General features: G+C 60.7%; 20 protein-coding genes. 9 read left to right on the forward strand and 11 right to left on the reverse strand.

The features are described 5' to 3' along the window. Positions 1–169: 169 nt before the first annotated feature. Positions 170–1,345, reverse strand: coding sequence for a YihY/virulence factor BrkB family protein (locus BB934_RS42075; RefSeq protein WP_099515496.1), 1,176 nt, complete (start codon positions 1,343–1,345; stop codon positions 170–172). A 196-nt stretch (positions 1,346–1,541) separates the two neighbouring features. Here BB934_RS42075 and BB934_RS42080 point away from each other — a divergent pair, with 196 nt between their 5' ends. Beyond that, positions 1,542–2,036, forward strand: coding sequence for a YciE/YciF ferroxidase family protein (locus tag BB934_RS42080; protein ID WP_099515497.1), 495 nt, complete (start codon positions 1,542–1,544; stop codon positions 2,034–2,036). 1,651 nt (positions 2,037–3,687) lie between these two features. On the opposite strand, the gene BB934_RS50435 is transcribed toward BB934_RS42080, so the two are convergent. Beyond that, on the reverse strand, positions 3,688–5,553 hold the full coding sequence (locus BB934_RS50435; RefSeq protein WP_099515498.1) for a calcium-binding protein: 1,866 nt from the start codon (positions 5,551–5,553) through the stop codon (positions 3,688–3,690). 556 nt (positions 5,554–6,109) lie between these two features. Between BB934_RS50435 and BB934_RS42100 the strand changes: the two genes are divergently transcribed. Further along, positions 6,110–6,682, forward strand: coding sequence for a sigma-70 family RNA polymerase sigma factor (locus tag BB934_RS42100; protein ID WP_099515682.1), 573 nt, complete (start codon positions 6,110–6,112; stop codon positions 6,680–6,682). Continuing rightward, a complete protein-coding gene (locus BB934_RS42105) occupies positions 6,679–7,410 on the forward strand; it encodes an anti-sigma factor (protein ID WP_099515500.1) in 732 nt (243 codons plus the stop codon). The genes BB934_RS42100 and BB934_RS42105 overlap by 4 nt, the downstream gene beginning before the upstream one ends. 336 nt (positions 7,411–7,746) lie before the next feature. Here the strand turns inward: BB934_RS42105 and msrB are convergent, their stop codons facing one another. From msrB to BB934_RS42130, 5 genes are all read right to left on the reverse strand, one after another. Then, the gene (msrB, locus tag BB934_RS42110) at positions 7,747–8,250 is read right to left on the reverse strand and encodes a peptide-methionine (R)-S-oxide reductase MsrB (RefSeq protein ID WP_099515501.1); all 504 of its coding nucleotides are present in this window, start codon (positions 8,248–8,250) and stop codon (positions 7,747–7,749) included. A 57-nt stretch (positions 8,251–8,307) separates the two neighbouring features. Next, positions 8,308–9,051: a peptide-methionine (S)-S-oxide reductase MsrA gene (gene msrA, locus BB934_RS42115; RefSeq protein ID WP_099515502.1), complete on the reverse strand. Its 744-nt coding sequence runs from the start codon at positions 9,049–9,051 to the stop codon at positions 8,308–8,310. Positions 9,052–9,120: 69 nt separating this feature from the next. Next, complete coding sequence (locus BB934_RS42120) at positions 9,121–9,897, reverse strand: molybdopterin-binding protein (protein ID WP_099515503.1); 777 nt, start codon at positions 9,895–9,897, stop codon at positions 9,121–9,123. After that, on the reverse strand, positions 9,894–10,742 hold the full coding sequence (locus BB934_RS42125; RefSeq protein ID WP_099515683.1) for a cytochrome b/b6 domain-containing protein: 849 nt from the start codon (positions 10,740–10,742) through the stop codon (positions 9,894–9,896). Before BB934_RS42125 ends, BB934_RS42120 begins: the two co-directional genes overlap by 4 nt. A 79-nt stretch (positions 10,743–10,821) precedes the next feature. Then, complete coding sequence (locus BB934_RS42130) at positions 10,822–11,109, reverse strand: pentapeptide MXKDX repeat protein (protein WP_099515504.1); 288 nt, start codon at positions 11,107–11,109, stop codon at positions 10,822–10,824. A gap of 454 nt (positions 11,110–11,563) precedes the next feature. On the opposite strand from BB934_RS42130, the gene BB934_RS42135 reads away from it, so the two are divergent. From BB934_RS42135 to BB934_RS42155, 5 genes are all read left to right on the forward strand, one after another. Beyond that, the gene (locus tag BB934_RS42135; RefSeq protein WP_237050683.1) at positions 11,564–12,121 is read left to right on the forward strand and encodes a sigma-70 family RNA polymerase sigma factor; all 558 of its coding nucleotides are present in this window, start codon (positions 11,564–11,566) and stop codon (positions 12,119–12,121) included. After that, positions 12,118–12,762, forward strand: coding sequence for an NrsF family protein (locus BB934_RS42140; protein WP_157934660.1), 645 nt, complete (start codon positions 12,118–12,120; stop codon positions 12,760–12,762). The genes BB934_RS42135 and BB934_RS42140 overlap by 4 nt, the downstream gene beginning before the upstream one ends. A gap of 553 nt (positions 12,763–13,315) precedes the next feature. Next, positions 13,316–14,377, forward strand: a complete 1,062-nt coding sequence (locus BB934_RS42145; protein ID WP_099515505.1) for a hypothetical protein — start codon at positions 13,316–13,318, stop codon at positions 14,375–14,377. A gap of 353 nt (positions 14,378–14,730) precedes the next feature. Beyond that, positions 14,731–15,597, forward strand: a complete 867-nt coding sequence (locus BB934_RS42150; protein WP_099515506.1) for a hypothetical protein — start codon at positions 14,731–14,733, stop codon at positions 15,595–15,597. Positions 15,598–15,719: 122 nt separating this feature from the next. After that, positions 15,720–16,394, forward strand: coding sequence for an alpha/beta hydrolase (locus BB934_RS42155; RefSeq protein ID WP_210422184.1), 675 nt, complete (start codon positions 15,720–15,722; stop codon positions 16,392–16,394). Positions 16,395–16,567: 173 nt separating this feature from the next. On the opposite strand, the gene BB934_RS50770 is transcribed toward BB934_RS42155, so the two are convergent. Both BB934_RS50770 and BB934_RS42165 read right to left on the reverse strand, forming a co-directional pair. Next, a complete protein-coding gene (locus BB934_RS50770; RefSeq protein WP_157934662.1) occupies positions 16,568–16,717 on the reverse strand; it encodes a hypothetical protein in 150 nt (49 codons plus the stop codon). 798 nt (positions 16,718–17,515) lie between these two features. After that, a complete protein-coding gene (locus BB934_RS42165; RefSeq protein ID WP_099514522.1) occupies positions 17,516–18,541 on the reverse strand; it encodes an IS110 family RNA-guided transposase in 1,026 nt (341 codons plus the stop codon). A gap of 316 nt (positions 18,542–18,857) precedes the next feature. On the opposite strand from BB934_RS42165, the gene BB934_RS42170 reads away from it, so the two are divergent. Continuing rightward, positions 18,858–20,660, forward strand: coding sequence for an NAD(P)/FAD-dependent oxidoreductase (locus tag BB934_RS42170; RefSeq protein WP_099515509.1), 1,803 nt, complete (start codon positions 18,858–18,860; stop codon positions 20,658–20,660). A 75-nt stretch (positions 20,661–20,735) separates the two neighbouring features. On the opposite strand, the gene tnpB is transcribed toward BB934_RS42170, so the two are convergent. Both tnpB and groL read right to left on the reverse strand, forming a co-directional pair. After that, a complete protein-coding gene (gene tnpB, locus BB934_RS42175; protein WP_157934663.1) occupies positions 20,736–21,029 on the reverse strand; it encodes an IS66 family insertion sequence element accessory protein TnpB in 294 nt (97 codons plus the stop codon). 1,394 nt (positions 21,030–22,423) lie between these two features. Next, the gene (gene groL, locus BB934_RS42185) at positions 22,424–24,073 is read right to left on the reverse strand and encodes a chaperonin GroEL (protein WP_099515512.1); all 1,650 of its coding nucleotides are present in this window, start codon (positions 24,071–24,073) and stop codon (positions 22,424–22,426) included. Positions 24,074–24,093: the final 20 nt, after the last annotated feature.

The following is a 24,093-nucleotide window of genomic DNA, read 5'->3' on the forward strand; positions in this document are numbered from 1 at the left end:
CCTCTCAACAGCGTCCGATGGACTTCGTTCCTGTGATCGGCCCTTTCGAGCGTAGTCATCGCCGCGTGAGGGAGAACCTATCATTGAAGGACCGATTGTCAGCGTCCCGCTCGGCACGGAAAGCCCGTATGGCGGTGCTCACGATGATGGCTGTCATCAACTCCGCTCGTCATGCCTTCGCGGCGCCAATCGTGTCAGCCATGGTTGCACCACGGCTGCCCATCGGCCGGTCCGGACCCTCGGTGGAGTCCTTTGCGGTCTGGTGCTCCATCTCGGCGTTGATCTCGGCACCCACGAGGACCACGATGCCGGAGATCCAGATCCAGGTCATGAAGCCGATCACGGCGCCGAGCGAGCCATAAGTCTCGTTGTAGCTGCCGAAGTTCGCCACGTACCACGAGAACAGCATCGACACGACGAGCCACAGCACGGCAGCGACGATGCCGCCCGGCGTGACCCATTTCCACTCCGCCTTGTCGCGGCTCGGGCCGTAGCGGTACAGCACGGCCAGCCCCGCCACCACGACGACGAGGAGGATCGGCCAGCGCGCCAGCGCGAGCAGCCACTCGACCCCGCTGCCGAGGCCCATGAAGTCGAGGACGATCGGCAACACGACGATGGCGACCAGGGCCAGGAGAATGAACGCGATGGCGCCAAGCGTGAAGGCCAGCGACTGGAGATTGAGTTGCACGAAGGTGCGCTTCTCCTCCTCGTCGTAGACGATGTTGAGCGCGTCGATGACCGCCTTCATGCCCGCGTTGGCGCTCCACAGCGAGAGCACCAAGCCGAAGACGAAGCTGAACCCCAGGGTGCCGCCGCCCTGGGAGGCGATGCGGGTGACCTGCTCACGGATGATGTCGAGCGCGCCGCCCGGCAGCACGCCTGAGAGGGCATTGAGATGGTCCTGGATCGTCGCGGGATCGGCCACTAGGCCGTAGACTGACACCAGGGCGGCGATCGCCGGAAAGATCGCGAGCAGGGCATAGTAGGTCACGCCTGCCGCCACGGCCATGATCCGGTCCTGCCCAAACTCCTCGTAGGTCCGCCACAGGATGTCCTTCCAGCCGAGTGTCGGGATCTGCGTCGGCGTGGCGGCTTCGCGTCCGCGCTCCTTCTCGCCCGCGGCTGCTGCGGGAGAAGCAGGCGGCCCAGCGCTGCGATCCTGACCTGGTCGACCCGCACTGGCCTGACGACCTTGGTGTGTGACTGCCGCTCCCGCACTTGCGGTGCCGGCAAGGACGTGACGCGCCAGCGCCCATCCCGCCACGATGGCCAGCATGGTGACTGTCGCGGAGAGGCCCCGGCGCTCCTTCGGATCCTGAGGCAGCTCAGTGGCAGCGGTCATGACGGAATTCCGTTCTCCGGAATGCAGGCAACGGCCTGGCTTGGCCATTGAAACAACCGGGACGGTCAACCCAAGGTTCCCTCGCTTCCCTGTCTCTGGCTTGTCCACATTCCGTTTTGGAACTTCGGTGATGCCGTGCCGTTAGTCGCCGCATCAATGCCTTGCACCTTTTGACCCGAAGCCAGGAGAACCGTTCATGGCCGCGAAACAGAAGACGCTCGATGACCTGTTCCTCCACACCCTGAAGGACATCTACTACGCCGAGAAGCAGATCCTGAAGGCCCTGCCGAAGATGGCCAAGGGGGCGGAGTCGGGCGAGCTCAAGGCCGCCTTCCAGACCCATCGCGAGCAGACGCAAGGCCAGATCGAGCGCCTCGAGCAGATCTTCGAACTCCTCGGCAAGCCCGCGCGCGGCGTGCCCTGCGAGGCGATCAAGGGGATCCTCGACGAGGGCACCGAGATCATGGAGGACTTCGCCGACAGTCCCGCCCTCGATGCCGGCATCCTGTCCGCGGCCCAGGCCGTCGAGCACTACGAGATCACCCGCTACGGCACGCTCAAAACCTGGGCCCGGGAGCTCGGGCTGACCGAGGCCGCGACCCTGCTCGATCAGACCCTCCAGGAAGAGAAGGAAACCGACGTCCTTCTCACCCGACTGGCCGAGGCCCGGGTCAACGTCAAGGCGGCGTAAGCGTCGCCCGCAGCCGAAGTGCCTGTCCAACCGCTTGAGGCCGGATCATGCAGATCCGGCCTTTCGTCTGTCGATGTCCCCATCGATCCAGTGACGTTCGCAGCATGGCGTTTCAAGGAGCCAAACCGGATGGAGGAATGCTCCGTGCATCCTCCCATCGGGCACAAAGAATGCCCGATGCAGCTCTTAAAGAGCCAGCGCAATGGCGGCCTGCGACACATCCCGGAAGTCTCCGACCGTTGGGCGCCCTATTACTATCATATGGGGAAATTCACCACGTAACACTTGGACAAGGCATTCCTGCGAGAACCATTCGTCATCAACAATGATGAGAGCTTCCTTACAGGAATTACCTTGTTTCGGTTCGGGTTCTGTCTCCGGAAGACCTATCAAAACTCTCCCTAATGAGGGAAACGTCGTCGCAGGGGCTCTGATCGCTTTCGCATTGCCGAAAGCGATCGACGGTGCGTGGTTATGCTCGGAGGGCAAGCGCAAGACGTGTCGTGACATGTCATCGGGATCACGCGAGCCACTGGCCAACGGCGAAGCGCTACCGATTTGCTCGTTAAGCGAGAGGCGCTCTTACCGGATCCACGCGGTCTAATGACGTCGATTCTCCGGCCAGTCACTATCTGACGTGCTACATCCTTGAGGATGGGTGACTTGCGGCTCAGATCTGTGTACGAGAGGTCCTCTACATTCAAGGCGTTTGCCCGAATGGTAGCGCAATACGGGGTTCTGCGGCGGGAAGCGCTCGGAGCCGGTTCGAAGCCAACCGGTAGCTTTCGCGAGCTGGCTCAGGCTGCTTCCAGGGCACGACCATCAGCCAGACTGTCACGAGCGAACTTCCATCAGGATTCTGGCTGCGACTATCGTCTCAGACATGATGATGCACCCGCGATTTGGTGACTCCGGATAAACTTGGTCCGATTTCCTTACGACGCCAGGGTGGGGCCCAGCAGCTGTTATTGAGAAGGCTTGGGTGATCTTGAACTATGCGAGAGCCTCGGCTGACTATCCAGCCCTATCCATGATCGCCGACTTTTCAACTGCACCCAAGCCGTCTCAGTAAGACCATGTCCCAGATACCTCGGACCTGTTCGGTTGTCGGCTACAACTTGCCGCCCCTCAATGTCCTTCTTTACTCCGGACTTCTCCAACGCATGAAGAAGAACACAAATGTCCTCGTTCAGTAGCCTGATGGCATTGTGTGCATAATGCCGAAAGCGCTCCTTGTTGATAGCAGGCTCATTTGTCCATAGACGTCCACTCTTCTCGGCTTCATAGATCGCCTGTGCGACGAACTCGACCTGATAGTTCATCTTTACCTCAATCGCGAGAGCCAGTTTTGGCCTTGAACATTCGAATGTTTCAGCTTGCAGCCTCAACAGTGGCTAGGCGGCCGGGACTCGTGTGTCATGAATAGATTCAGAGCGATCCGACGCCACCAAAATTGAGCCGGCTGTGCGATGCTAGAGAATTGAGCCATGCTCGTTACCCTAGGCCTATTGAGCTCCCAGAGCCGTCTAATAACCAGCCACCAATTGAGAGGCTGAGAATACCGCCGGCCGTCATGCGAAGCGCTGGTCATTAACAGTCTACGAGACGAGGTCTGAGCGTGAGAGGCTCAGACCTCTTGCTTATCGTTCGGCTAGATGACGAAGAAGTCGCTGGCTGTAATGCTGGCCTTGTTGGTCAGGGTCGCAAAGAGCGTTTGATTATCCCGAGGTCCGCCATCGGCATCGAAGAACAGGTTGCCGGTCGCCTGATCATAGATGACGCGGTCGTCAGCTTCAGCCGCCGTACTCGCGAGCGCAAAAGCACCCGCATTCAGAGCTCCGTCTGTCAGACCCATGAACACGGCATTATCCAACTGAAGCGTGTCATCGCTCGCACGGAAGTCACGGATCCTGTCGACATTGCCTGTGAAAGCGGCATTGAAGATGAACGTATCGCCGCCGGCCCCACCTGTAAGCACGTCGTTGCCAGCGCCGGCGATGAAGCGATCGTCGCCACCTCGGCCGTCCATCGTATCGTTGCCCGCACCCCCGACCAGAAAGTCGCTGGCACGCCCTCCTGTCACCCGGTCGTTGCCTAGTCCGGCATTGAAGTAGTAAGCGTCGCCTGATCGTACGGCGGTGAGAGTGTCGGCTGCTTTCGTGCCAAGGCTGACGACCTCGAACTGATCACCGCGGGCGGCTCCCGAGACGAGATCCCGCACGTCAAAGGTGACCCCGGCCCGTGAGGCAACGAACGTCATGCCTTCATCGTCGAAGCGGCTGATCTCACCAATGAGATCACCAGAGGCGTTCTCGGATTGAAGACGGACAGCCAGCCCACCATCCTGGTTGGTCATGGTGTTCGCGTCTGTTGCCTGTCCGTTACCCACCTCTGCGCTGGTAAAGGTCAGGCGGATCTGCCTGGCCGTTGCAGCGCTGACGCTGACGCTGTCCGATCCGGCGCCAAGGTTGACCGTGTCCGAACCATCGGTCGAGGCATTGAAGAACGCCCGATCGTTGCCTGACCCACCGTAGAGGTGATCATGACCGGAGCCACCGGTCAGCTCATCACTGCCGGATCCACCGAGGAGATGGTCCTTGCCGGAGTTGCCGAACAGCCGGTCGTTGTCGCGCCCGCCATCGAGGTAGTCATCACCGGACCCGCCATAAAGCACATCGCGGCCTGAGCCACCGTTCAGGTAGTCATCGCCAGTTCTGCCGGAAAGAACATCGCGGCCGCCACTGCCATTGAGGTTGTCGTCAGCGCCCGTGCCGCGAAGAACATCATTCCCGCCATCCCCAACGACAGCTGCGCGGAGCTTGACCGAGAGCGCGGCCTCGAAGGATGCAAGAGCGTTCTTGTAGGATAGCTCCCGGATCTCGCCGGACGCGATCGGCAGCACGAGCTTGTAGCCTGCGCTGCCATCCACCTCGCCAGCAGTGCCCAGGCCATGACCTTCTAGGACGGACGTGCCATGCAGGACGATCTCCCGCCGGCTGAGCGACACATCATCCAACAGCTTGGCAAGCTCACCGTTGCTCGGATCGGACAGATCGTAGCTCTGCGAGAACAGGAACGAAGTGCCCGTCGGGTTTGGGAAGCCCGAAAGGCCAGCCTCGGGCGACGAGGTCAGGTTGAGCAGGATTGGACCATAGGTGTCCAAGCCCTCGGCCAGTTCGACGAAGCCGTCGCGATCATCGTCCTGGGCAAGAGTCGGAACCTTCGCATCGCGCCCGTCCTCAAAACCGTGGATATGCTGCACATGCACCTGACCAGCTTCAACGCCGCGTGCCGCCGTGATGACTGTCAGTTGGTCGCCTTTCAGCAGCAGCAGGGCGCCGCCTTCCGCTTCCGAGTTGTTCAACTCGTTCAGGTCGGCAAAGAACGCTCTGTCCGCCCCCATGAAGGCCTGAAGCGCGGCGTTGAGGCCGGCGCTGTTAAGCTCGACCGAACTGTGCGATCCGCTTGCCGCGCTCCCAGCGAGGCCCTCGTGTCCGGTGTGATTGTGCTCCGCCATCGTTTACTCCCTTGGTTTGTCATCAGCGAACTTCAGGGAGCGGCGTGGCAGCGGCATCCCAAGCAATGCTTGGACAAAGCCGCACGCAAGACATGACAAGCGACGTCCACCCTGAACAGCGGCTACACGGCAGCACAGCCGGTGGATGCAGCACTGAAGTAATAAATTTTGAGATGGTGATCGACCTTAAGCTTAGCCTTTATGGTTTCGATCCAGTGAGCAACAACGACGGACTCTCCAACCGTGTTTCCTTGCGCGCAAACGCAGGCACGGCCATGAGAGCAGTCGCAAGGGTCAAAGCGAGGGGCCTCACAAGGCGCCTGGTGGTCTCTTCGGTCATTCCGCCTCAGGTGAGGCATTGCCTGCGCCAAACCCACAGGCTGGCCAAGGGAGTACTCATCATGCTCACGTCTGGATGCATCAGGTGCCTGGAATTTGTGTGCGGGTGATCTAAACCCACAGGTCACCACCAAGGCTTCCCAAGCAGCAAGAGAGGCTGCGACCGGTGCATCTGGATCAGGTGAGCCGGATTCCTCAAGCTATGGCTGCCGTCGCGATGACTATTCCCTCGTATGTGCCCCGCTCTGTCCCTGAGCGGGGCCTCCTGGAGGAGGCGCTCCGCCGCTGCGCGGCGCGCGATCCGACGGGCCTGCGCACGATCTATGATGCCGAGGCGCCCCGGATGCTTGGCGTGGCGACGAGGCTCCTGCGGCGGCGCCCCCTCGCCGAGGAAGCGGTGCACGATGCCTTCTTGCAGGTCTGGCAGCATGCCTCCAGCTTCGATGCCACCCGCGGCAATGCCCGCACATGGCTCTACGCAGTGCTGCGTAACCGGGCCCTCAACATCCTGCGCGGCGAGTCCCGCACGGAACTGACGGAAGACTTCGAGTCGATGGGTCTCGTCAGCGAAGGCGAGAGTCCGGAAGCTATTGTGCTGCGCCTTTCCGACACGAACGCCCTCAAACGCTGCCTGGAGGAGCTCGAGCCTGTTCAGCGCCAGGCGATTGTGCTTGCCTACGCGCACGGCTTGAGCCACGGCGAGCTCGCCGGTCGGTTCCGCGTTCCGCTCGGCACCATGAAATCCTGGCTTCGCCGCGCCCTCGCAGCGCTCCGGGAGTGCATGCCATGACCCCGGAGCACGAACGGCTCGCCGCAGAGTACGTCATCGGCCTGCTCGACGGTGACGAGCGGCGCAGCGCCGAGCGCCTCGCCGAAAATGATCGGGAGTTTCAAGACGCAGTCGCGCGATGGCAAACCCGTGTGGCGGAGCTCGACGCCACAGCGGCCCCCGTCCTGCCGGGAGACGAGCTCTGGAGCCGGATCGAAATTGGCCTCGATCGGGCTCCTGCACCCCTGCGGATTGAGGATCCCACGCCTGCCGTCATCCCAAGCCCGCACGCAGCCGTTGCGGCGCTCTGGCGCTCGCTGCGTTTCTGGCGCATCACAGGCATTGCAGGCGTCCTCGCGTCGCTTCTTCTGGCGCTTGGCATGGGTCTGCTCGCCACGCGCGCGGCACGGGAACCGGTGCTCATAGCAGTTCTGCTGACTGAGCAGAACCGCCCCGCCGCGGTTGTCAACGCCTTCGCCAATGGCACCGCTGAACTCATCCCACTTGAGGCAATTCCCGTTCCGCCCGGCCGCGCACTCGAAATCTGGACGCTCTGGGATCGTGCCCGGGGCCCGGTCTCCATTGGCCTCATCGACCAGGCGCGCACGGTGCGCCTCAATGTCGGCAACCTGCCGCAGACAGGCCCTAACCAGCTGTTCGAGATTAGCCTCGAACCCGCCACAGGTTCACCCACCGGACGCCCGACTGGACCAGTGCTGATGAAGGGCACGACAAGCAGCGCGCTTTAAGAAGCGAGGCCGCTCCCACGCCGGGAAATTCCCCCGGCGGACATCCTGCTTTCAGGGCAGGTCCAGGTTGCACTTAGTTCGCGTGCCTTCTGCGAACTCAGTAGACTTGGCGAAGGCTCGTTGCCCAGAATCGAAGATTGCGACACTGAATGGCGATGATGGCCTGGATAGGCCCCAAGGCACAGGCGCCGATTTCCTTGTTTCTGCTGAGGAGCACTGCCTTGGACGGGCACCGCAGAGCCGCTCTTCGACCTGCCATGGAATGATTCGGCGTCTTCCTGAATCGTTGTCCTGCTCAAAAGGGCCGTCGGGGGGATCTTCGCCCACAAAGGTTCGTCAAACCGCCGCCGCCGCCCGGAATGTCATGGCCGCGCCATTGATGCAGTAGCGCAAGCCGGTCGGCTGTGGGCCGTCGTCGAACACGTGGCCGAGATGGCCGCCGCAACGGGCGCAATGCACTTCGGTCCGCGTCATGAACAGAGCATTGTCGGTTGAGGTACCGATCGCGCCGTCGATGGGCTGGAAGAAACTCGGCCACCCGGTGCCGGATTCGAACTTGGTTTCCGAGCGGAAGAGCACTTGGTCGCAGCCGGCGCAGGCATAGGTCCCCTTGCGCTTCTCGCCGTTGAGAACGTTGGTACCGGCGCGCTCGGTGCCGTGGTTGCGCAGGATCCGGTACTGTTCAAGTGTCAGCCGCTGCCTCCACTCCGCATCCGTATAGCTCACCTCGTAGGTTTTCGCCTCGCCGGCCGCGGACGATTGTCCGAACAGGCGGGGCAGCCCCAAGGCGGCCGAGATGGTGCCGAGGGCACCCAGACCCAATATGCGTCGCGTCATCATGGCGACCTCCTCCAGCACGCGTCTTGCCGTCTCGGCCTGGCCTCGAACGGCCGTGGCTCAGCTCCCCTGCTTCGTGACCAATACCGGGGTCTCACGGTAGACATCGGGAAACAGCCGCTTGAGGTTCGCGACTTTCGGAAGATCGTTGATCACAATGTAGGGATGGCGTGGGTTCAGCGTCAGGAAATCCTGATGATAGCCTTCAGCCGGATAGAACGCCGTCAGCGGGTCGGTTTTTGTCACGATCGGCTGTGGGAACACGCCGGCTTGGTCAAGCTGGGCAATATAGCTGGTCGCGATATGTCTCTGCAACGGCGTCGCCGGGAAGATCGCCGAGCGGTATTGCGGCCCTCTGTCCGGCCCCTGTCGGTCGAACTGTGTCGGATCGTGCACGACCGAGAGAAAGATCTGCAATATCCGCCCATAGCTGATCTGGCTCGGATCGTAGGTGATCTGGACCGCCTCCGCATGACCGGTGCGACCCGAACCGACGGCGTTATAATGCGCGGTCTCCGCGGCCCCGCCCGAATAGCCAGAGACGGCGCTCGTCACGCCCTTCACGTGTTGAAAGACCCCCTGCACGCCCCAGAAACATCCTCCGGCGAGAACGGCCGTGTCAGAGCGCCCCTGCTGTGGTGCGTCGATCACAGGCGCCGGAATGATGACAGCCGCCTCGCTCGAGCGGGCGGGTGTTGCCTGCCACCCAAGGGCGAAGGGGAGAAGAAGCGCCACTGCCAGAAGCCTGGAGGGCGCGGCGCGCCAACGATCTGTGAGGAAAGCTGTCGTTTCAGCCGAGGACATCGCTTCATTCCCTTCGATCTTCAACGTAGGCGTCGTCAAGACCAGGCGTCACACAAGGCCGATGCTGGCTCAGATTCCCGCGTACCATTCATAACCACGATCCTCCCAGAAGCCGCCGTTTCCGAGGCCGATCTGGGCAAAGCTGTCGACCACCTCGATGCGCATGAGATACTTGGCGTGCTTGTAGCCCAGCTGCCGCTCGACGCGCAGGCGCAGCGGCGCCCCATGTGCCACCGGTAGATCAGCGCCGTTCATGCCGTAAGCGAGGATGGTCTGAGGATGGAAGGCGTCGGCGAGATCAAGGCTCTCGTAATAGCGCCCGCTGCCATCAAGAGTCTGCTCCAACGCGTCTGCGCAGTGGAACACGGCATAGCGGGCATTGGTCGTGAGGCCTGCCGTCTGGAGCAGGAGGCTGAGCGGAACGCCGGTCCACTTGCCGATGGCGCTCCATCCTTCCACACAATCATGGCGCGTGATCTGGGTCCGAGACGGCAGGCGTTTGAGCTCGGCCAGAGACAGACTCAACGGCTGTCGCACCAGCCCGTCGATGCTGAGGCGCCAGTCGGTAAAGTTGGTCGCCATCATGCGGGCATAGTCCTTCCCCTCCGGCAGAGACGTGCCATTGGCCTTGAAGATCGGCGAGAGGTCAGCCTCGCCGAACTCCCTGGCCAAGGCCCCTCCGGACAGGAGCGCCCGCTGCGTTCCCATTGTGAGGGATTCCGCCAGGCGCAGCACCCGCTGAACACTGTCGCTTTGCGTCAGCCGATCACATCCGCCGAGCAGCAGGGTTCCGGCTCCCGCTGCCGAACCACTGAGAAACCCACGCCGTGTGAGAAGCCTGCTCATGATCGCGGCCGTTCAGGCTTGATGGCGTAATAACCGGTGATCATCGACCGCATATTGTTCCATGTGCCGGACGCCATCACCATGACCACATGAATGACGACGAAAACCACCAGTGCCGATGCCGTGAGAAAATGGATCGTGCGCGCCGATTGCCGCCCGCCGAACAGGTCGAGCAGCCACGGGAAGGCCGCATCGATGCCGGGCGACATGGTCAGGCCTGTCGCCACGATCAAAGGCAGGACGACAACAATGACGACGAGATAAGCCAACTTCTGCAGGGCGTTGTAGTGCCGTGCCGCCTGACCTTTGGGAAATCGCAGGCGAGCATGGTCGGCGATTTCGTGAGCGAGGGAGCGCGGATTCAGCTGGCGGCGTGTCGGCGTCAGATCGCGACGGAGATGGCCTACCGCCAAGCCGTGGAGGAGATAGATCAGCCCATTGGTGACGAAGAGCCAGGCAAAGAAGAAATGCCACCGCCGGCCAAATGCGAGATCCTGGTAGCTTGGGATGGTCAGCCAGGAGGGAAACCCACGCACGGTCAGTTCGCCATCGGCGTGGGATGCGCCCAAAAAGCCCGTCGTGGTGATCGCGAGCGAGCCGATGCGAGTGATGCCCTGGAGGGTATTGCCGTTCTGAACCGCGCCGATCGAGATAAAGGACGGATCGTGGTCAGCGCCAGATTGGCCCCAGTACAGTGCCGGATGAGCGTTGAAGATCTGCAGCCCGCTCAACAACAGAAAGCTGAGGCACAGGACACTGACCCAGTGCGTTAGACGCACCAGTGCTGAGTGCCGATAGATCAGTGCATCGGTGGATGGGCTGAGATCCGACGCAGGCATGGCCATGTCGATCACTCCGGATTGCCGAATGGTATCCAACCAGCAAGCCGTTTCCGCAGTGCCGCAGAAACGGCCGGCAGGCATCTTATTTCTTCATGGGTGCAGCCATGCTGCCTGTCCCCATCGAATTCTTCGTCATCGGATCGGCAGACATCGCCCCCATCTTCGAGCAGTCGGCGGACATGGTCTGCTTCCTCATGGGATCCTTTTCCATTGCGGCTTTATTCATGCAGTCCTTCTGCATGGCATCGGTCTTCATAGCATCCCGCTTCATGGCATCGGAGGTTTGGGCAAGGCCTCCGCCGGCAAATGCGACCAAGCCGAGGCCGGCGGCAAGAACCGGGAGTGTGATAGTGTTGATGAACGTCTTCATGTCAATGATCCTCCCTTGTCATCGGTGCACGCCCGTCACGGCGTGGGTTGCGGGGCATGGCGCAGCGTCTTGAAGCACCACAATATTTCCGAGCCCCTAACCGATGCGGCCTGACGGTCGCTTCGATCGGGTCTTGGCACGTCTAGCGTCAGCCGACGCTCACGCCTTCGTCAGTCGCCGCCACGACAGCGATCGGAATCAGCGGCGTCGCAATGGCGAATGTCAGCCAAAGCCACATCTCGGACGGGAGCTTTTAAGAGCAGCCATGGTTCTGACCTTCAGAGCACGAGGCCGCTCCGCAGCGGCCTATCTATCAATTCGCCGGAACGAGCCTCTCGGTTACAGCGATCACTGACCTGTGATCGCCAGCGTCGGAGGGATAGGCACCGGATGGGGATAGGGATAAGGTTGTTTCGACCAATAATACCCCTCGCTACTGGCGAGCGGGTGCTGGATGGTAGTCGACGTGGCAATGCTGGAAGCACGGCTCAGAAGCCTCATGCTCGCAGGACTGGCTGGCAATGCCGCATCCTACCGCCTGTTGCTGACCGAGCTGAGCAGGCATTTGCGGCGCTATTTCCTGCGCCGCATAGGGCATGACCGCGCTGCGGATTGCGAGGACCTCGTCCAGGAAACGCTCATGGCGTTGCATGCCCGTCGCGCCACCTACGATGCGAACATGCCTTTCACGGCCTGGCTCCACGCGATTGCACGCTACAAGTTGATGGATCACTTTCGGCGATCCAAGCTAAGCCCGACAGTTCCCATCGACGACATCGAGGGGCTGTTCGCCGACGACGAGATCGATGCGGCCACGGCACGGCAGGACTTGGACCGTCTGCTCGAAACGGTTCCTGCCCAGATGCGCGGTCTGATCCGCACTGTCAAAATCGAAGGACAGTCGATTGCGGACGCCGCGGCCTGTTCCGGATTGTCGGAATCCGCCGTCAAAGTCGGCATTCATCGGGGATTGAAGGCTCTCGCAGCCCGACTGAGGAGGCAACCCGAGTGAGGACGACAAACGAGGTCATTGACGCATTGGCGAGCGATCTCAGGCCCGTCGACGAAGGCGCGGTTGCGCGGAAGATCGCGCTCGGCGTCGGCGGTGGCATGCTGGTCTCAGCCGCAATGATGCTGGCGTGGCTCGGTGTGCGCCCGGACTTCGCTACGGCGACGACGACCGGGCTTTTCTGGGTCAAGTTCGCCTATACGCTCCTGCTTGTAGTCGCCGGCCTGTCATGCGTCGGGAGGCTGGCGCGACCTGCCGGTCAAGCCCAAGCTGCTTCCGTTGCAATCATCGTGCTCGTCGCAGGAATCGCCGTTCTCGCCGTGGCGCAGCTCGCCATGGCTCCGCGCGCCGAGCGGGATCATCTCATGTTTGGCGCCACAGCCGAGACCTGCCCCTGGAACATCATGATCCTCTCGCTGCCGATCTTTGTCGGCACAGGGTGGGCCTTGCGGGCACTCGCTCCGACGCGGCTCACGATCGCCGGCCTCGCCGCCGGACTGGGGTCGGGAGCTGCCGGAGCCTGGATCTATTCCTTCCATTGTGACGAAAGCGCCATCCCGTTCGTGGCGGTTTGGTATACACTGGGCATAGCTCTGATGAGCCTGTGCGGCGCAATCTCGGGTCGGTATCTCCTCCGCTGGTGACAATCACTCGGATCGGCTATGACGCTTGAGCGGCTTGCGCCAGAACTGCTGGCAGCAGCCAGATGGCGCGGTCGGGATTCGTCCAACGCCCATGGATCTTGATATCAAATATCTGGCGAGTCGCGCGGAGGGATCTCACCCCGCGCCCCCAGAACGGGGCCAGCGCAAGAGGAGCTCCCAATGACACGGTAACGAAGTACGTAGCAGGAACGTAAGTCCTCAAGGTGTCCGAAAGAGCTTCCCAAAAGCCGAATACGGCTTTGTTTGGGTACCGGAGCCTCCATTCAGGCCAGAATGCCCGATGGAGAAGGGGCGCGTCTCTCAGAATGGCGCCCGCAAGAAAGTGGTGTTGTTGGTATAGGTTCGACAAAGCAAATTAACGCAATAGCTTCAAATGGGTAGCAGACCGACGCGAGTATCGTTTTGTCTCCCATTGATGGAGCTGCCCTCGAGCCTGGACGGCAAGATTGCCGATCCGTTCTATCTTATCGTGTCATTGGGAACTCCTCTTGCGCTGACCCCAATGTCCCTAAAAATTGGGGCACTTTAAATTATGGCATTGCGCTGGAAACCCACCATTCCAGAGGACAACAACCCGGACGATCAGACCGGGAGCCTCCGGCATTATCCATTTGCGCAGGTCGTTCGCGTGCAGAGCGGTCCGGATCAAGGACGTTTCCGCTGGTATCTGAACGAGCTTCCAGGTGCGACGACGATAAAGAAGCAGGGCGTCGAGGAGAGCTTAGAAGCGGCGAAACAGGCTGCCGACGAGCAATTCCGGAGCTGGCTTACCTGGACGGGACTTGCCCCGGCCGTCACCGAACCGGAGACGGTACCTGTTGCCTCGAGTACGGCATCGCCCGCGCCCTCTCCTCCCCGGCCAGTCGATCCACCGGAACAGCGCCTCCCCCGGTATCTCGCCCCCTTGTGTGAGGGCCTAGCCGCCTATGTCGAGGAACACGGGCCGGCACTAGACAGTCTCTACCGGTGGAAGATCCCCGCGGTTCCGGCGTTTGTCCCCTTCGAACGGGACTCCGATAGCCTGCCCAAGGCCAATGCCCGGCTTAAACGAGCCCTTTCCGCCGCCTGGCATACGCAACCCGAACGCCAATTCGAGATCGCGGAATGGTACGTCGCAAAATGGGGCGGCGTGCATAATCGGCCCGAAAAGCTCTGGGGGTATATCGCGGCCGCTGAGGACGAACTCGCCGGCAGCGGCACGGCCGGCGTCGCCTCATGGTCGAAGTTGCTCGCCGTCCGAGATCCCGACCGGTTCGCAATTTTCGATGCCCGCGTGTCGGTGGCTCTCAATGCCCTGCAAATTGTGCAGGATCATGAGCGACCGATTTTCTTTCCACCCCTGCCGAGCAAAAATACAAAAATCGGGAAATTCCATGAATGGATGAAGGCTCGCGATCATGGCGATGCTCACAAGGCATTCCCGGCTCGCGCCTATGGCATTTATCTGCGCATCCTGTCAGAGGTCGCACGGCAGCTCGAATTGGCGGCGATCGACGAGGTTGAAATGCTGCTATTTGCTCAAGCGGAGGATCTAGCCCTGCAGGCCATGTCGCACCCGTCTGACGCGGCATTGCCTGCTATAGCAGCCGAGTAGTCCTGCCCTATTAAGGTCCGGAAACAGCACGGGAGAAAGCGGTTTTGTCTCTGGCCGGACACATAGTTTTCATGCCCTGGGTCACTCTACCAGAGGCAGTGACATTCGGCGGGTTTCGATTCTCTCCGATCGATGTGAAAGACCCGGCTCCAGTCGTTGGGCCTGAAATAGCCCCAACCATCGCAACAGCCCTGAGGCCATATGCCGATCGGCGCGGGCACCAGATTGAGAGTTGCACAATCCTACTAAGGCCCCGCCACCAGCAGTCCTGGAACATCCCTGACCAGATGTGGGGATCAGCCCGCCGTGCCGCTGAAATCCTGGCATTATCCTGTTTGGCAGAGCAAAGATTTATGGAAGGGCATTTCAGTCCCCATCTTAACGCGACGATGTTCCAGATAATCGGGCAGAGGGTCACAGCCGGGTCGGATCAGATCGGTTTGTTCTATCCGCGGCGAGGCGGTGGGCTTCGCGTCGGTGGCGTCCGCTTCAAGGATGTCGTCTTCCAGCGACCATCGCAGGTTGAGGGCACGAGGTGCGAAGTCGTCAATGTCCGCCTTGCCAAAGCCCTTTCGAAGGCACGCAAGTCAAAGTCCCCGGTATGGGCGCCAATCGCCTCCTCGCTTGAGTTCTTTTTGCTGGGGCATGCCGAAGTGCCTGAACTGGATTGGGAAAGCTGCATCATGCTTTCGGCTATGGCTTTTGAACGGCTGCTGGAGCCCGCCCTGGCCAGTGCCCAAGGTGTCGCGGAGGCGCTTGCCGGTCTGTGGGCTCCTTACGCCAGCCGGACCCTGGCTCAAGCTAAAAGAGTAAAGCCGGACCATCGACCGGAGTATGCGAAGGTGCAGCCAGAATGGCCCCTACATCGCAAGTGGATGAAGGAATTCTACGAGGCAAGAAGTTCACGAGCGCACCGCGGCCCAAAGTCTGATTTCAGCCGAAACTGGAGAAGCTGGCAGCACATAGTGATTGCCGCTTTTATCTTTCCTCTCACGGTTAAATTGAAGCTTGCCAACTCCAATCTTTATCAACTGACCGCACGCGAAAAGGGAGCGTGCGGTGCTTTGGATCGACTTCTCGACAGTCACTGGGGCAAAGGCTGGGAGAAAGATCCGGAGTGGTCGAAAATTCTCTCGATGGCCGAGGCGGAGCGTGAATGGCTGCGAATTATCGAAGAAGTGTACGACGAAACAATTAGGAAGGGCGAACACGGTTCGTGAGGCGAGTGCTTGCAATAATCATTTCAGTTGTCATCGGGATCTGGCTCGCCATTGCTCTTCTGGTTTTTTACGCCCAGCGCCATTTGGTTTTCCCAAGACACCTCCTGCCGCCGGTTGCGCGGATGGAGCAGCTCGCTCCTGAAGTTCAGGAGGTCACGGTCGAGACAGCTGACGGGGAACGTCTCTATGGTCTGTGGAAAGCGCCGCAAACTGGCCGCCCAGTGGTCGTATCGTTCCATGGCAACGCCAGTGCGCCGGGATGGGCCGCTGACCGGTTCTCAACCGGACTTTGGGCCGCTCACGGCTGGGGTGTTCTGGCTATTGCATACCGAGGGTATCCCGGCTCGACTGGCTCTCCGAGCGAAGAGGGCATTCTGGCTGATGGCGACGCCGCCATGACTTTCGTCTGGAAGGCTGCTCCCGAGTCCGCCATCCTCGTTCATGGACACTCGTTGGGCACGGGCGTTGCCGTTGCCATGGCTGCGACCCATCCGGTAATCGGGGCGTATCTTGAAGCACCCTATGCATCGCTTCTCAGCCTGGCCAAACGCCAGTTCCGGTATCTTCCTGGATTTCTGATGCGAGATCCCATGCGCTCGGATTTGCGGGTCGCTCGCGTGACAGCGCCGGTTATCGCAATCCACGGCAAACAGGATCCGGTAATCCCGGCCTCATCTGCGAGGGAGTTGATCGCGAAGGTTACGAGCAATTCTCGATTAATCGAGGTCGACGGAGACCACGTCTCCATCCTTGGCATGGTTGATGCGGAGGTAGAGGAATTCTTCGGTTCGTTATAGCTTGGCATCCGACTTGCGGGTACCCATTTCCGACCACGATGTTATAGTACTCGCAAGTTGGAGATGAGAAAATGGCCGGTAGGCGCCCTTTCGCCGAACTCCATTCGAGGCTCGCCTCAGAGGCCCAGGCCGAGGGTGTCGCTGAGACATTCCGAGTTTCCGATGAGATTGCTTCATCCGAGCAGCCGCCGGAAACGTTGGCGCTTCTGACCATCCTCGCGCTTGGCAATCAGGATGTGATGGCAGGCAGAACTAATGCGGCCGCGGATATCATCGCTCGTCTTCGTGCCAAGGGATGACGCTACGATCTCACTGGAAGTCATTCACCCCTTCTGCCGCTCTGACCACCTCGTTGACGTGCTTCGAGCGCAGACGGTCGATCGGAGCCTCTTCATTAGTGTATAGACAGGGAGTGACCAGCCACTCCCACGCCTCTTCCGGTGAGGGAAAGAATGCGACAACTCGATTAAGCCCCTCAACCGGTTCTGATCCATCGAATTGCCGGACCGGGTAGGGGCCAGCGCAAGATCTGTGTCTGATTGAGCGCTTAGGTAGAACGCATTGGGAACTAATCAGGCGTGACTTGAAGCCTGATCCTCAATGTTAGGGGCCATCCCTTCGACGCGTATTGGCTAAACCGTTGGTCCGTCCGCCTAATCTTCTCTGTGCCGCGTGCTAAGCAGAGCCAATCGCTCCAGCCAATCCTCCGGGCAACTGCATCCTTCCTGGCAATGTTCCCACAGCGCTGTATGGCTACCCAGGCACCCGAACCAAATCGTATTGGGCTGTTCGTTAGCCCAACATGCCTGCTTGAGAGTACACGTTCCTGCTACGTACTCCCTTAGCGCTCAATCAGACACATGTGTAGACGCCCCTGGTAACGCAAGAAGAATCTTCGGGTTTGGTGCAGCGCGCGGGTCGGATGCGGACATGTGTGCGGCCTTTGATGCGGCTCACATGCCGCGGGCCCGAATGGGAGTACGCGGATCAGGTCCCAATCAGATCTACGCGCTCGAAGCGCTTGTGCCTAAGCTGGTTTGTCTGATCCCGTCTCGTTGACCGTTGCGCCATTCCTCTCCTTCGACCTTCCTACGCCCCAACAGCCTCACACCTGCGAATGCTCACGCACCCACAGCCGGAGCCCGATACACCTCACCTCTTGCCAGCAGAGCCCATACAATCCGGGCCATCTTGTTGGCGAGCGCCACACGCACCAGCATCGGTGGCTTGCGCGCCAGCATGCGCGAGAGCCACGACCCAGCGGGAACTCCGTTGCGGGCGGCTCCAAGCAAGACGCTGTTGGCCCCGATGATGAGCAGGCGGCGCAGCGTGCGTTCGCCCATCTTCGAGGTCGCCCCCAGCTTCTGCTTGCCACCAGTCGAATGCTGCAGCGGTGTGAGCCCGACCCAGGCGGCAAAGTCCCGGCCGCGTTTGAATGTCTCAGCCGGAGGGGCCAGCGCCGCCAGAGCCACGGCGGTGACCGGGCCGACACCCGGGATCGTCATCAGCCGCCGCGCCGTCTCATCCTCCTTGGCCCGCTGGGCGACCTCACGATCCAACCGGGCGATCTGCTCGTCCAGCCGATGGAGCGTCTCGATCAGCATCTGGAGGATCGGTCGGGCGAGCTCCGGGACCGGTTCGTCCGAGTTCTCGACAGCCTGCGCGAGTTTCGAAACGTGAGCTGGTCCTTTGGCGACCACGATCCCGAACTCGGCCAAGTGCCCCCGTAGGGCATTGATGATCTGGGTGCGCTGCTTGACCAAGAGATCGCGGGCGCGGAACACGAGGGCTGAGGCTTGAGCCCCGTCACTCTTGGGCGCCACGAAACGCATGGTCGGACGCTGGGCGGCCTCGCAGATCGCCTCGGCATCCGCCGCATCATTCTTCTGCCGCTTGACGAAAGGCTTCACGTAAGCGGGTGGGATCAGCCGGACGGCATGCCCGAGCCGGCTGATCTCGCGCGCCCAGTGGTGCGAGCTGGCGCAGGCCTCCATCGCCACCGTGCAGGGTGGCTGGGACGAGAAGAACGCGAGGACCTGGTGCCGCCGCAGCTTCTTGCGGAACAGAACCGCTCCCGATGCATCGGCTCCGTGAGCCTGGAACACGCTTTTCGCCAGATCCAGACCAATCGTGCTAACTTCTCCCATGGACGCCTCCCTTGAGTGGTGCAATCAACACCTCCACTCTGGCACATCAAGGCCGCTGGGGGGCGTCTACCCCATCAGATCTTGCGCTGGCCCCATCCCAACCCGCTCCGCCAGCCACCCCGGCCGTAGCGCCACGCCCGATCATGCACTAACATTGACCCTGGACCACCTCGTGGGTGGCTGGCCAGATGCCCTGCTGGACTCTGCGGGACTATCACGAAGATCCTGACTTCTCCAGCAAGTCTCCGCCCGGAGATCGCGGCAGGCAAGGGGCCGCTTTCCAACAAGCACTCATCGGCAATTCGGAGGAGAACATATGCTCAATGACAGCCCACAGACCAAGATCGAGAGCATTCTCGGCGAGTTGGAAAATACTCTTGCAGGCGGTGATATAGACGCCGCTGTGAACCTGTTTCAGGCGGATTGCTACTGGCGCGACCTCGTGACGTTCACCTGGAACCTCAAGACCATGGAAGGCCATGACCAGGTTCGCGACATGCTGAAGGCCCAACTGGCTTCTATCAAACCGGGCCGGTTCCGTCGGGACGAGAAGGAACCGGCCACTGAAACTGATGGAGTTACTGAGGGATGGTTCGAGTTCGAAACCGGCGTAGCGCGCGGCTATGGCCACGTGCGCCTCAAAAATGGCCGGATATGGACCTTGCTGACCACGATGACCGAGTTGAAGAGCCACGAGGAGCCCATGGGCGTGCTGCGCCCGATGGGTGCCGAACATGGCAGCGACGCCGGACGCCGGACGTGGAAAGAAAAGCGCGAGGCCGAAGCTGCCGAACTGGGCTTCTCCACCCAGCCCTATGTCGTCATCATCGGCGGAGGCCAGGGCGGCATTGCCCTCGGTGCCCGACTGCGGCAGCTGGGCGTGCCCACCATCATTGTTGAAAAGAACGAGCGGCCCGGCGACAGCTGGCGCAAGCGCTACAAGTCGCTCTGCCTGCACGATCCGGTCTGGTACGACCACCTGCCCTATATTCCCTTCCCCGAAAACTGGCCGGTCTTTTCGCCGAAAGACAAGATCGGCGACTGGCTTGAGATGTACACGAAGGTCATGGAGCTCAACTACTGGAGCTCGACCACCTGCAAATCCGCCAGCTATGACGAGGTTGCCGGAGAATGGACCGTACTGGTCGTACGCGACGGCCAGGAGATCGTGCTGAAGCCCCGGCAACTGGTGCTGGCCACAGGCATGTCCGGCAAGGCAAACGTCCCGCAATTTAAGGGCCAGGACATCTTCAAGGGCGAGCAGCAGCATTCCTCCCAGCACCCGGGGCCGGATGCCTACAAGGGACAGAAGGTCGTGGTCGTGGGCTCCAATAATTCCGCACATGATATCTGCGCGGCGCTTTGGGAGGGAGGTGCAGACGTCACCATGCTGCAGCGCTCTTCCACCCACATCGTCAAGTCCGACTCTTTGATGGAGGTCGGGCTCGGCGACCTCTATTCAGAGCGCGCGGTCGCCTCCGGCATGACAACACGAAAAGCCGATCTGATCTTCGCCTCCCTGCCCTATCGCATCCTGCACGAATTCCAGGTGCCGGTTTACAACAAGATCCGCGAGAAGGACGCCGCGTTCTATCAGCGGCTGAAAGATGCAGGCTTTATGCTCGACTTCGGTGACGACGAGTCCGGCCTGTTCATGAAGTATTTGCGGCGCGGCTCCGGCTACTACATTGACGTCGGTGCCTGCGACTTGGTTGCCGACGGGCGGATCAAGCTGGTTAGCGGCGTGGGCGTCAAGGAACTGACGGAGCGGTCGATTGTGCTCGAAGACGGGCGCGAACTGGACGCCGACCTCATCGTCTATGCGACCGGCTACGGCTCGATGAACGGTTGGGCGGCTGACCTGATTAGCCAGGACATCGCCGACAAAGTCGGCAAGTGCTGGGGGCTGGGCTCCAACACGACCAAGGACCCAGGTCCGTGGGAAGGCGAGCAGCGCAATATGTGGAAGCCGACGCAGCAGGAAGCGCTGTGGTTCCACGGCGGCAACCTGCATCAGTCCAGGCATTACTCGCAATATCTCTCCCTGCAACTCAAGGCGCGCAAGGAAGGGATCTCCACGCAGGTCTATGGATTGCAGGAGGTGCATCACACGTCCTGACGTCCAACCATTACAGGCCGGCGAGCTTCTCCACTCGCCAGCCTGCATGCCTGTATGCGACTATCGGCTAACTGATCAACGCGCGAAAGCAAGTGACGACGGAGGGAAATCGAACAACGCAAGATGCAAACCACCGTCGGAGGAGAGGATAAGGACACCGTCGAGCATGCGGACGACGTCCGGGCGGCATTGACGTCGAGCGATGCGGCGTCGCTCGGTGCGCCTGGCCCGGAACACGTAGACGGCGCCCGAGAACGGATCAGCGCCCATCGTCTCGCGCACGAGCGCGGCCAGCCCCTCCGCTCCCTTGCGGAAGTCCCGCGGTTTCGTCGCCACCGTCACCCGGATCGCGTCGGTCGGCCCGATCACGACGCGCCCTTCAAGGCGCCGATCACCGATGTCAGCTTGTATTTTTGGAGTGAGAAAATCGGGTTTTCAGCCGGGTTGGCCATGAATAGTGAGACAGACGGCCGGTCTGTTGTCTCAATTTAGATGTCAGTTCTAAAGCGATGCACTCTGCGCTACCGCTGCTGTCAGCTGACATCTTGGAATGAGAAAATCGGGCTTCTGGTCGGGTTGGACATCAATAGTGAGACAAACGGGCGGTCCATTGTCTCACTCTTAGTGCCAGTTCCAAGCGGTGTGCTCTCTGGTATCGCTAGCTCCACCCTTTAGATCAGCAGCCAGCGTTGTGCGGCAATTGTCTCAAAAGAAATGTCCAAAGCTCCTCATATTCTCAATTTAAACGCACATTCTCAAATTAGATGCTCAAAGCTAAATGCTTGAAAACGCTCACCACGACGTCTCACACCAAGATGTCAACGGACAACTGGCCCCAGACCACGGCGCCATTTAATGGCCCTTGCCTCCAGAGGCAGCCGTGTCTCGGTCTTCCGCTTGAAGCAGTCCCGAGGCCTCTAAAGAACGAGCGAGAGCAGTCACTGGATCATAATTGCTGGAGGTATCAGTCTCTTCATCTAAAGGATCTGTCCGCCTGCTTCTCCTTGCGCTAGGCGCCCAATCATCAGGCCCGCGAGCCGCCCTAGGATTGGCAATTTCATCGGGTGTGAGCACATCCAGAAGGGCGTCTAGCTGCACGCCTGAGAGTGAAACGTCTATGGCGGGTGGAAGCCCATCCAGAGCAATAGCGCGTCGGGTGTAAGCAGGGTCGCCAGTCACCTCCGCGCCAAGCCACATCAGAGGCTCGAAGGCATCGGCCTGCAACCGGTCACTAAACATGACCACAGCAAGATCTAAGGAGCCGGGTGCTACAATTCGGTCAAGGCGAACCTCCTGGTCAGCCTGGATGCACAAGGTGATTTGCTCATACGAGATCTGCCCAGAGCAAAGATCGAGCAGCGCCTCGGCGTGCTGGCGCGGAATCTCCGCGGGGTCTTCGTTTGGTTCTACCGCAGAGTTAGCCCCAACAACGATAAGGTAGCATTGGTGCGCCTCGAGTCGAACCAAGTGTTGTCGCTCAGGATGATCCGAGAAATAGCCGTCAGTCACTTGCCGAACGATGCCTGCCTCCCGTTGTATCAGGCGAGCGAGAGATGGAGCGATCAGAAATTGACGAGAAATCTGCATAAAAGCGCCTTTGCAATAAGCTTAGCTGTAACTGAGATAACACTTTAACTACCGAGCAACGCAAAACCCTGTCTGTCAAATCTTTAGCGGCGCGATGGCCTGCTGAAATTCACGGCACAAACGAAAAGGCCCCGGATTTCTCCAGGGCCATTCCATTGGAATGATGGAAGCAGGACTTAGAAGTCCATGCCGCCCATACCACCACCCATGCCGCCGCCAGGCATCGCCGGAGCGCTCTCGCGCTTGGGAGCCTCGGCCACCATGGCCTCAGTGGTGACCAGCAGGCCAGCCACAGACGCTGCGTTCTGGAGAGCCGTGCGCACGACCTTGGCCGGATCGACGATGCCGGCCTGGAGCATGTCCACGAACTCTTCCGTCTGGGCGTTGAAGCCGTAGGTGTCGGACTTCGTGTTGTCGGTGATCTTGCCGACAACCGTGGAGCCCTCAACGCCGGCGTTCTCGGCGATCTGACGGATCGGAGCCTCGAGCGCGCGCAGAACGATGTTGATGCCGGACTTCACGTCCGGATTGTCGCTGGTGAGCTTGGCAACCGCAGCCTTGGCGCGCAGCAGAGCCGTGCCGCCGCCGGGAACGATGCCCTCTTCCACCGCCGCGCGGGTGGCGTGCATGGCGTCATCCACGCGGTCCTTCTTCTCCCTGACCTCGATCTCGGTCGCGCCGCCGACGCGGATCACCGCGACGCCGCCTGCGAGCTTGGCCAAGCGCTCCTGGAGCTTCTCACGGTCGTAGTCCGAGGTGGTCTCCTCGATCTGCGCCTTGATCTGCTGAACACGAGCTTCAATCGCGTCCTTGGCACCGGCGCCATCAATGATCGTGGTGCTCTCCTTGTCGATGCGAATACGTTTGGCACGGCCGAGCATGTCGAGGGTGACATTCTCGAGCTTGATGCCGAGGTCCTCAGAAATCGTCTGGCCGGCGGTGAGAATCGCGATGTCCTCGAGCATGGCCTTGCGGCGGTCGCCGAAGCCGGGAGCCTTCACGGCAGCGATCTTGAGGCCGCCACGCAGCTTGTTGACCACGAGGGTGGCGAGAGCCTCGCCCTCGATGTCTTCCGCCACGATCAGCAGCGGCTTGCTGGTCTGCACCACGGCTTCGAGGATCGGCAGTAGCGACTGCAAAGAGGAGAGCTTCTTCTCGTGGATGAGGATGTAGGGATCCTCGAGCTCCGCAATCATCTTCTCGGCGTTGGTGATGAAGTATGGCGAGAGGTAGCCGCGGTCGAACTGCATGCCTTCCACGACATCGAGCTCGGTCTCGGCGGTCTTGGCCTCCTCGACGGTGATGACACCCTCGTTGCCGACCTTCTGCATCGCCTGGGCGATCATCTCGCCGATGGAGGCATCACCATTGGCCGAGATGGTGCCGACCTGAGCGATCTCCTCAGATGAAGCCACCTTCTTGGCGCGGGACTGGATGTCCTTCACGGCTTCAGCAACAGCCATGTCGATGCCGCGCTTGAGGTCCATCGGGTTCATGCCGGCGGCAACCGCCTTGGCGCCCTCGCGGACGATGGCCTGAGCCAGAACCGTCGCGGTGGTGGTGCCGTCACCGGCCACATCGCTCGCCTTCGAGGCCACTTCGCGCACCATCTGGGCGCCCATGTTCTCGAACTTGTCGGAAAGCTCGATCTCCTTGGCGACGGTGACGCCGTCCTTGGTGATGCGCGGAGCGCCGTAGCTCTTTTCCAGCACCACGTTGCGGCCCTTGGGGCCAAGCGTGACCTTTACGGCGTTGGCCAGAATATCGACACCGCGCAGCATCCGATCGCGTGCATCGGTGGAGAATTTTACGTCTTTGGCAGCCATGAGCTGAACTCCTGTTATTT

Origin of the sequence: Microvirga ossetica (genome assembly GCF_002741015.1) — a bacterium.
Classification (GTDB): Bacteria; Pseudomonadota; Alphaproteobacteria; order Rhizobiales; family Beijerinckiaceae; genus Microvirga; species Microvirga ossetica.

What these genes read in the sequence shown, in the direction of transcription:
- groL (WP_099515512.1), bottom strand. Translation starts at nt 24,073, where the DNA reads ATGGCTGCCAAAGACGTAAAATTCTCCACCGATGCACGCGATCGGATG.
- BB934_RS42155 (WP_210422184.1), top strand. Translation starts at nt 15,720, where the DNA reads ATGGAGCAGCTCGCTCCTGAAGTTCAGGAGGTCACGGTCGAGACAGCT.
- BB934_RS42165 (WP_099514522.1), bottom strand. Translation starts at nt 18,541, where the DNA reads ATGGGAGAAGTTAGCACGATTGGTCTGGATCTGGCGAAAAGCGTGTTC.
- BB934_RS42150 (WP_099515506.1), top strand. Translation starts at nt 14,731, where the DNA reads ATGGAAGGGCATTTCAGTCCCCATCTTAACGCGACGATGTTCCAGATA.
- BB934_RS42100 (WP_099515682.1), top strand. Translation starts at nt 6,110, where the DNA reads ATGACTATTCCCTCGTATGTGCCCCGCTCTGTCCCTGAGCGGGGCCTC.
- msrA (WP_099515502.1), bottom strand. Translation starts at nt 9,051, where the DNA reads ATGTCCTCGGCTGAAACGACAGCTTTCCTCACAGATCGTTGGCGCGCC.
- BB934_RS50435 (WP_099515498.1), bottom strand. Translation starts at nt 5,553, where the DNA reads ATGGCGGAGCACAATCACACCGGACACGAGGGCCTCGCTGGGAGCGCG.
- BB934_RS42075 (WP_099515496.1), bottom strand. Translation starts at nt 1,345, where the DNA reads ATGACCGCTGCCACTGAGCTGCCTCAGGATCCGAAGGAGCGCCGGGGC.
- BB934_RS42130 (WP_099515504.1), bottom strand. Translation starts at nt 11,109, where the DNA reads ATGAAGACGTTCATCAACACTATCACACTCCCGGTTCTTGCCGCCGGC.
- msrB (WP_099515501.1), bottom strand. Translation starts at nt 8,250, where the DNA reads ATGATGACGCGACGCATATTGGGTCTGGGTGCCCTCGGCACCATCTCG.
- BB934_RS42080 (WP_099515497.1), top strand. Translation starts at nt 1,542, where the DNA reads ATGGCCGCGAAACAGAAGACGCTCGATGACCTGTTCCTCCACACCCTG.
- BB934_RS42105 (WP_099515500.1), top strand. Translation starts at nt 6,679, where the DNA reads ATGACCCCGGAGCACGAACGGCTCGCCGCAGAGTACGTCATCGGCCTG.
- BB934_RS42170 (WP_099515509.1), top strand. Translation starts at nt 18,858, where the DNA reads ATGCTCAATGACAGCCCACAGACCAAGATCGAGAGCATTCTCGGCGAG.
- BB934_RS50770 (WP_157934662.1), bottom strand. Translation starts at nt 16,717, where the DNA reads ATGACTTCCAGTGAGATCGTAGCGTCATCCCTTGGCACGAAGACGAGC.
- BB934_RS42145 (WP_099515505.1), top strand. Translation starts at nt 13,316, where the DNA reads ATGGCATTGCGCTGGAAACCCACCATTCCAGAGGACAACAACCCGGAC.
- BB934_RS42125 (WP_099515683.1), bottom strand. Translation starts at nt 10,742, where the DNA reads ATGGCCATGCCTGCGTCGGATCTCAGCCCATCCACCGATGCACTGATC.
- BB934_RS42135 (WP_237050683.1), top strand. Translation starts at nt 11,564, where the DNA reads ATGGTAGTCGACGTGGCAATGCTGGAAGCACGGCTCAGAAGCCTCATG.
- BB934_RS42120 (WP_099515503.1), bottom strand. Translation starts at nt 9,897, where the DNA reads ATGAGCAGGCTTCTCACACGGCGTGGGTTTCTCAGTGGTTCGGCAGCG.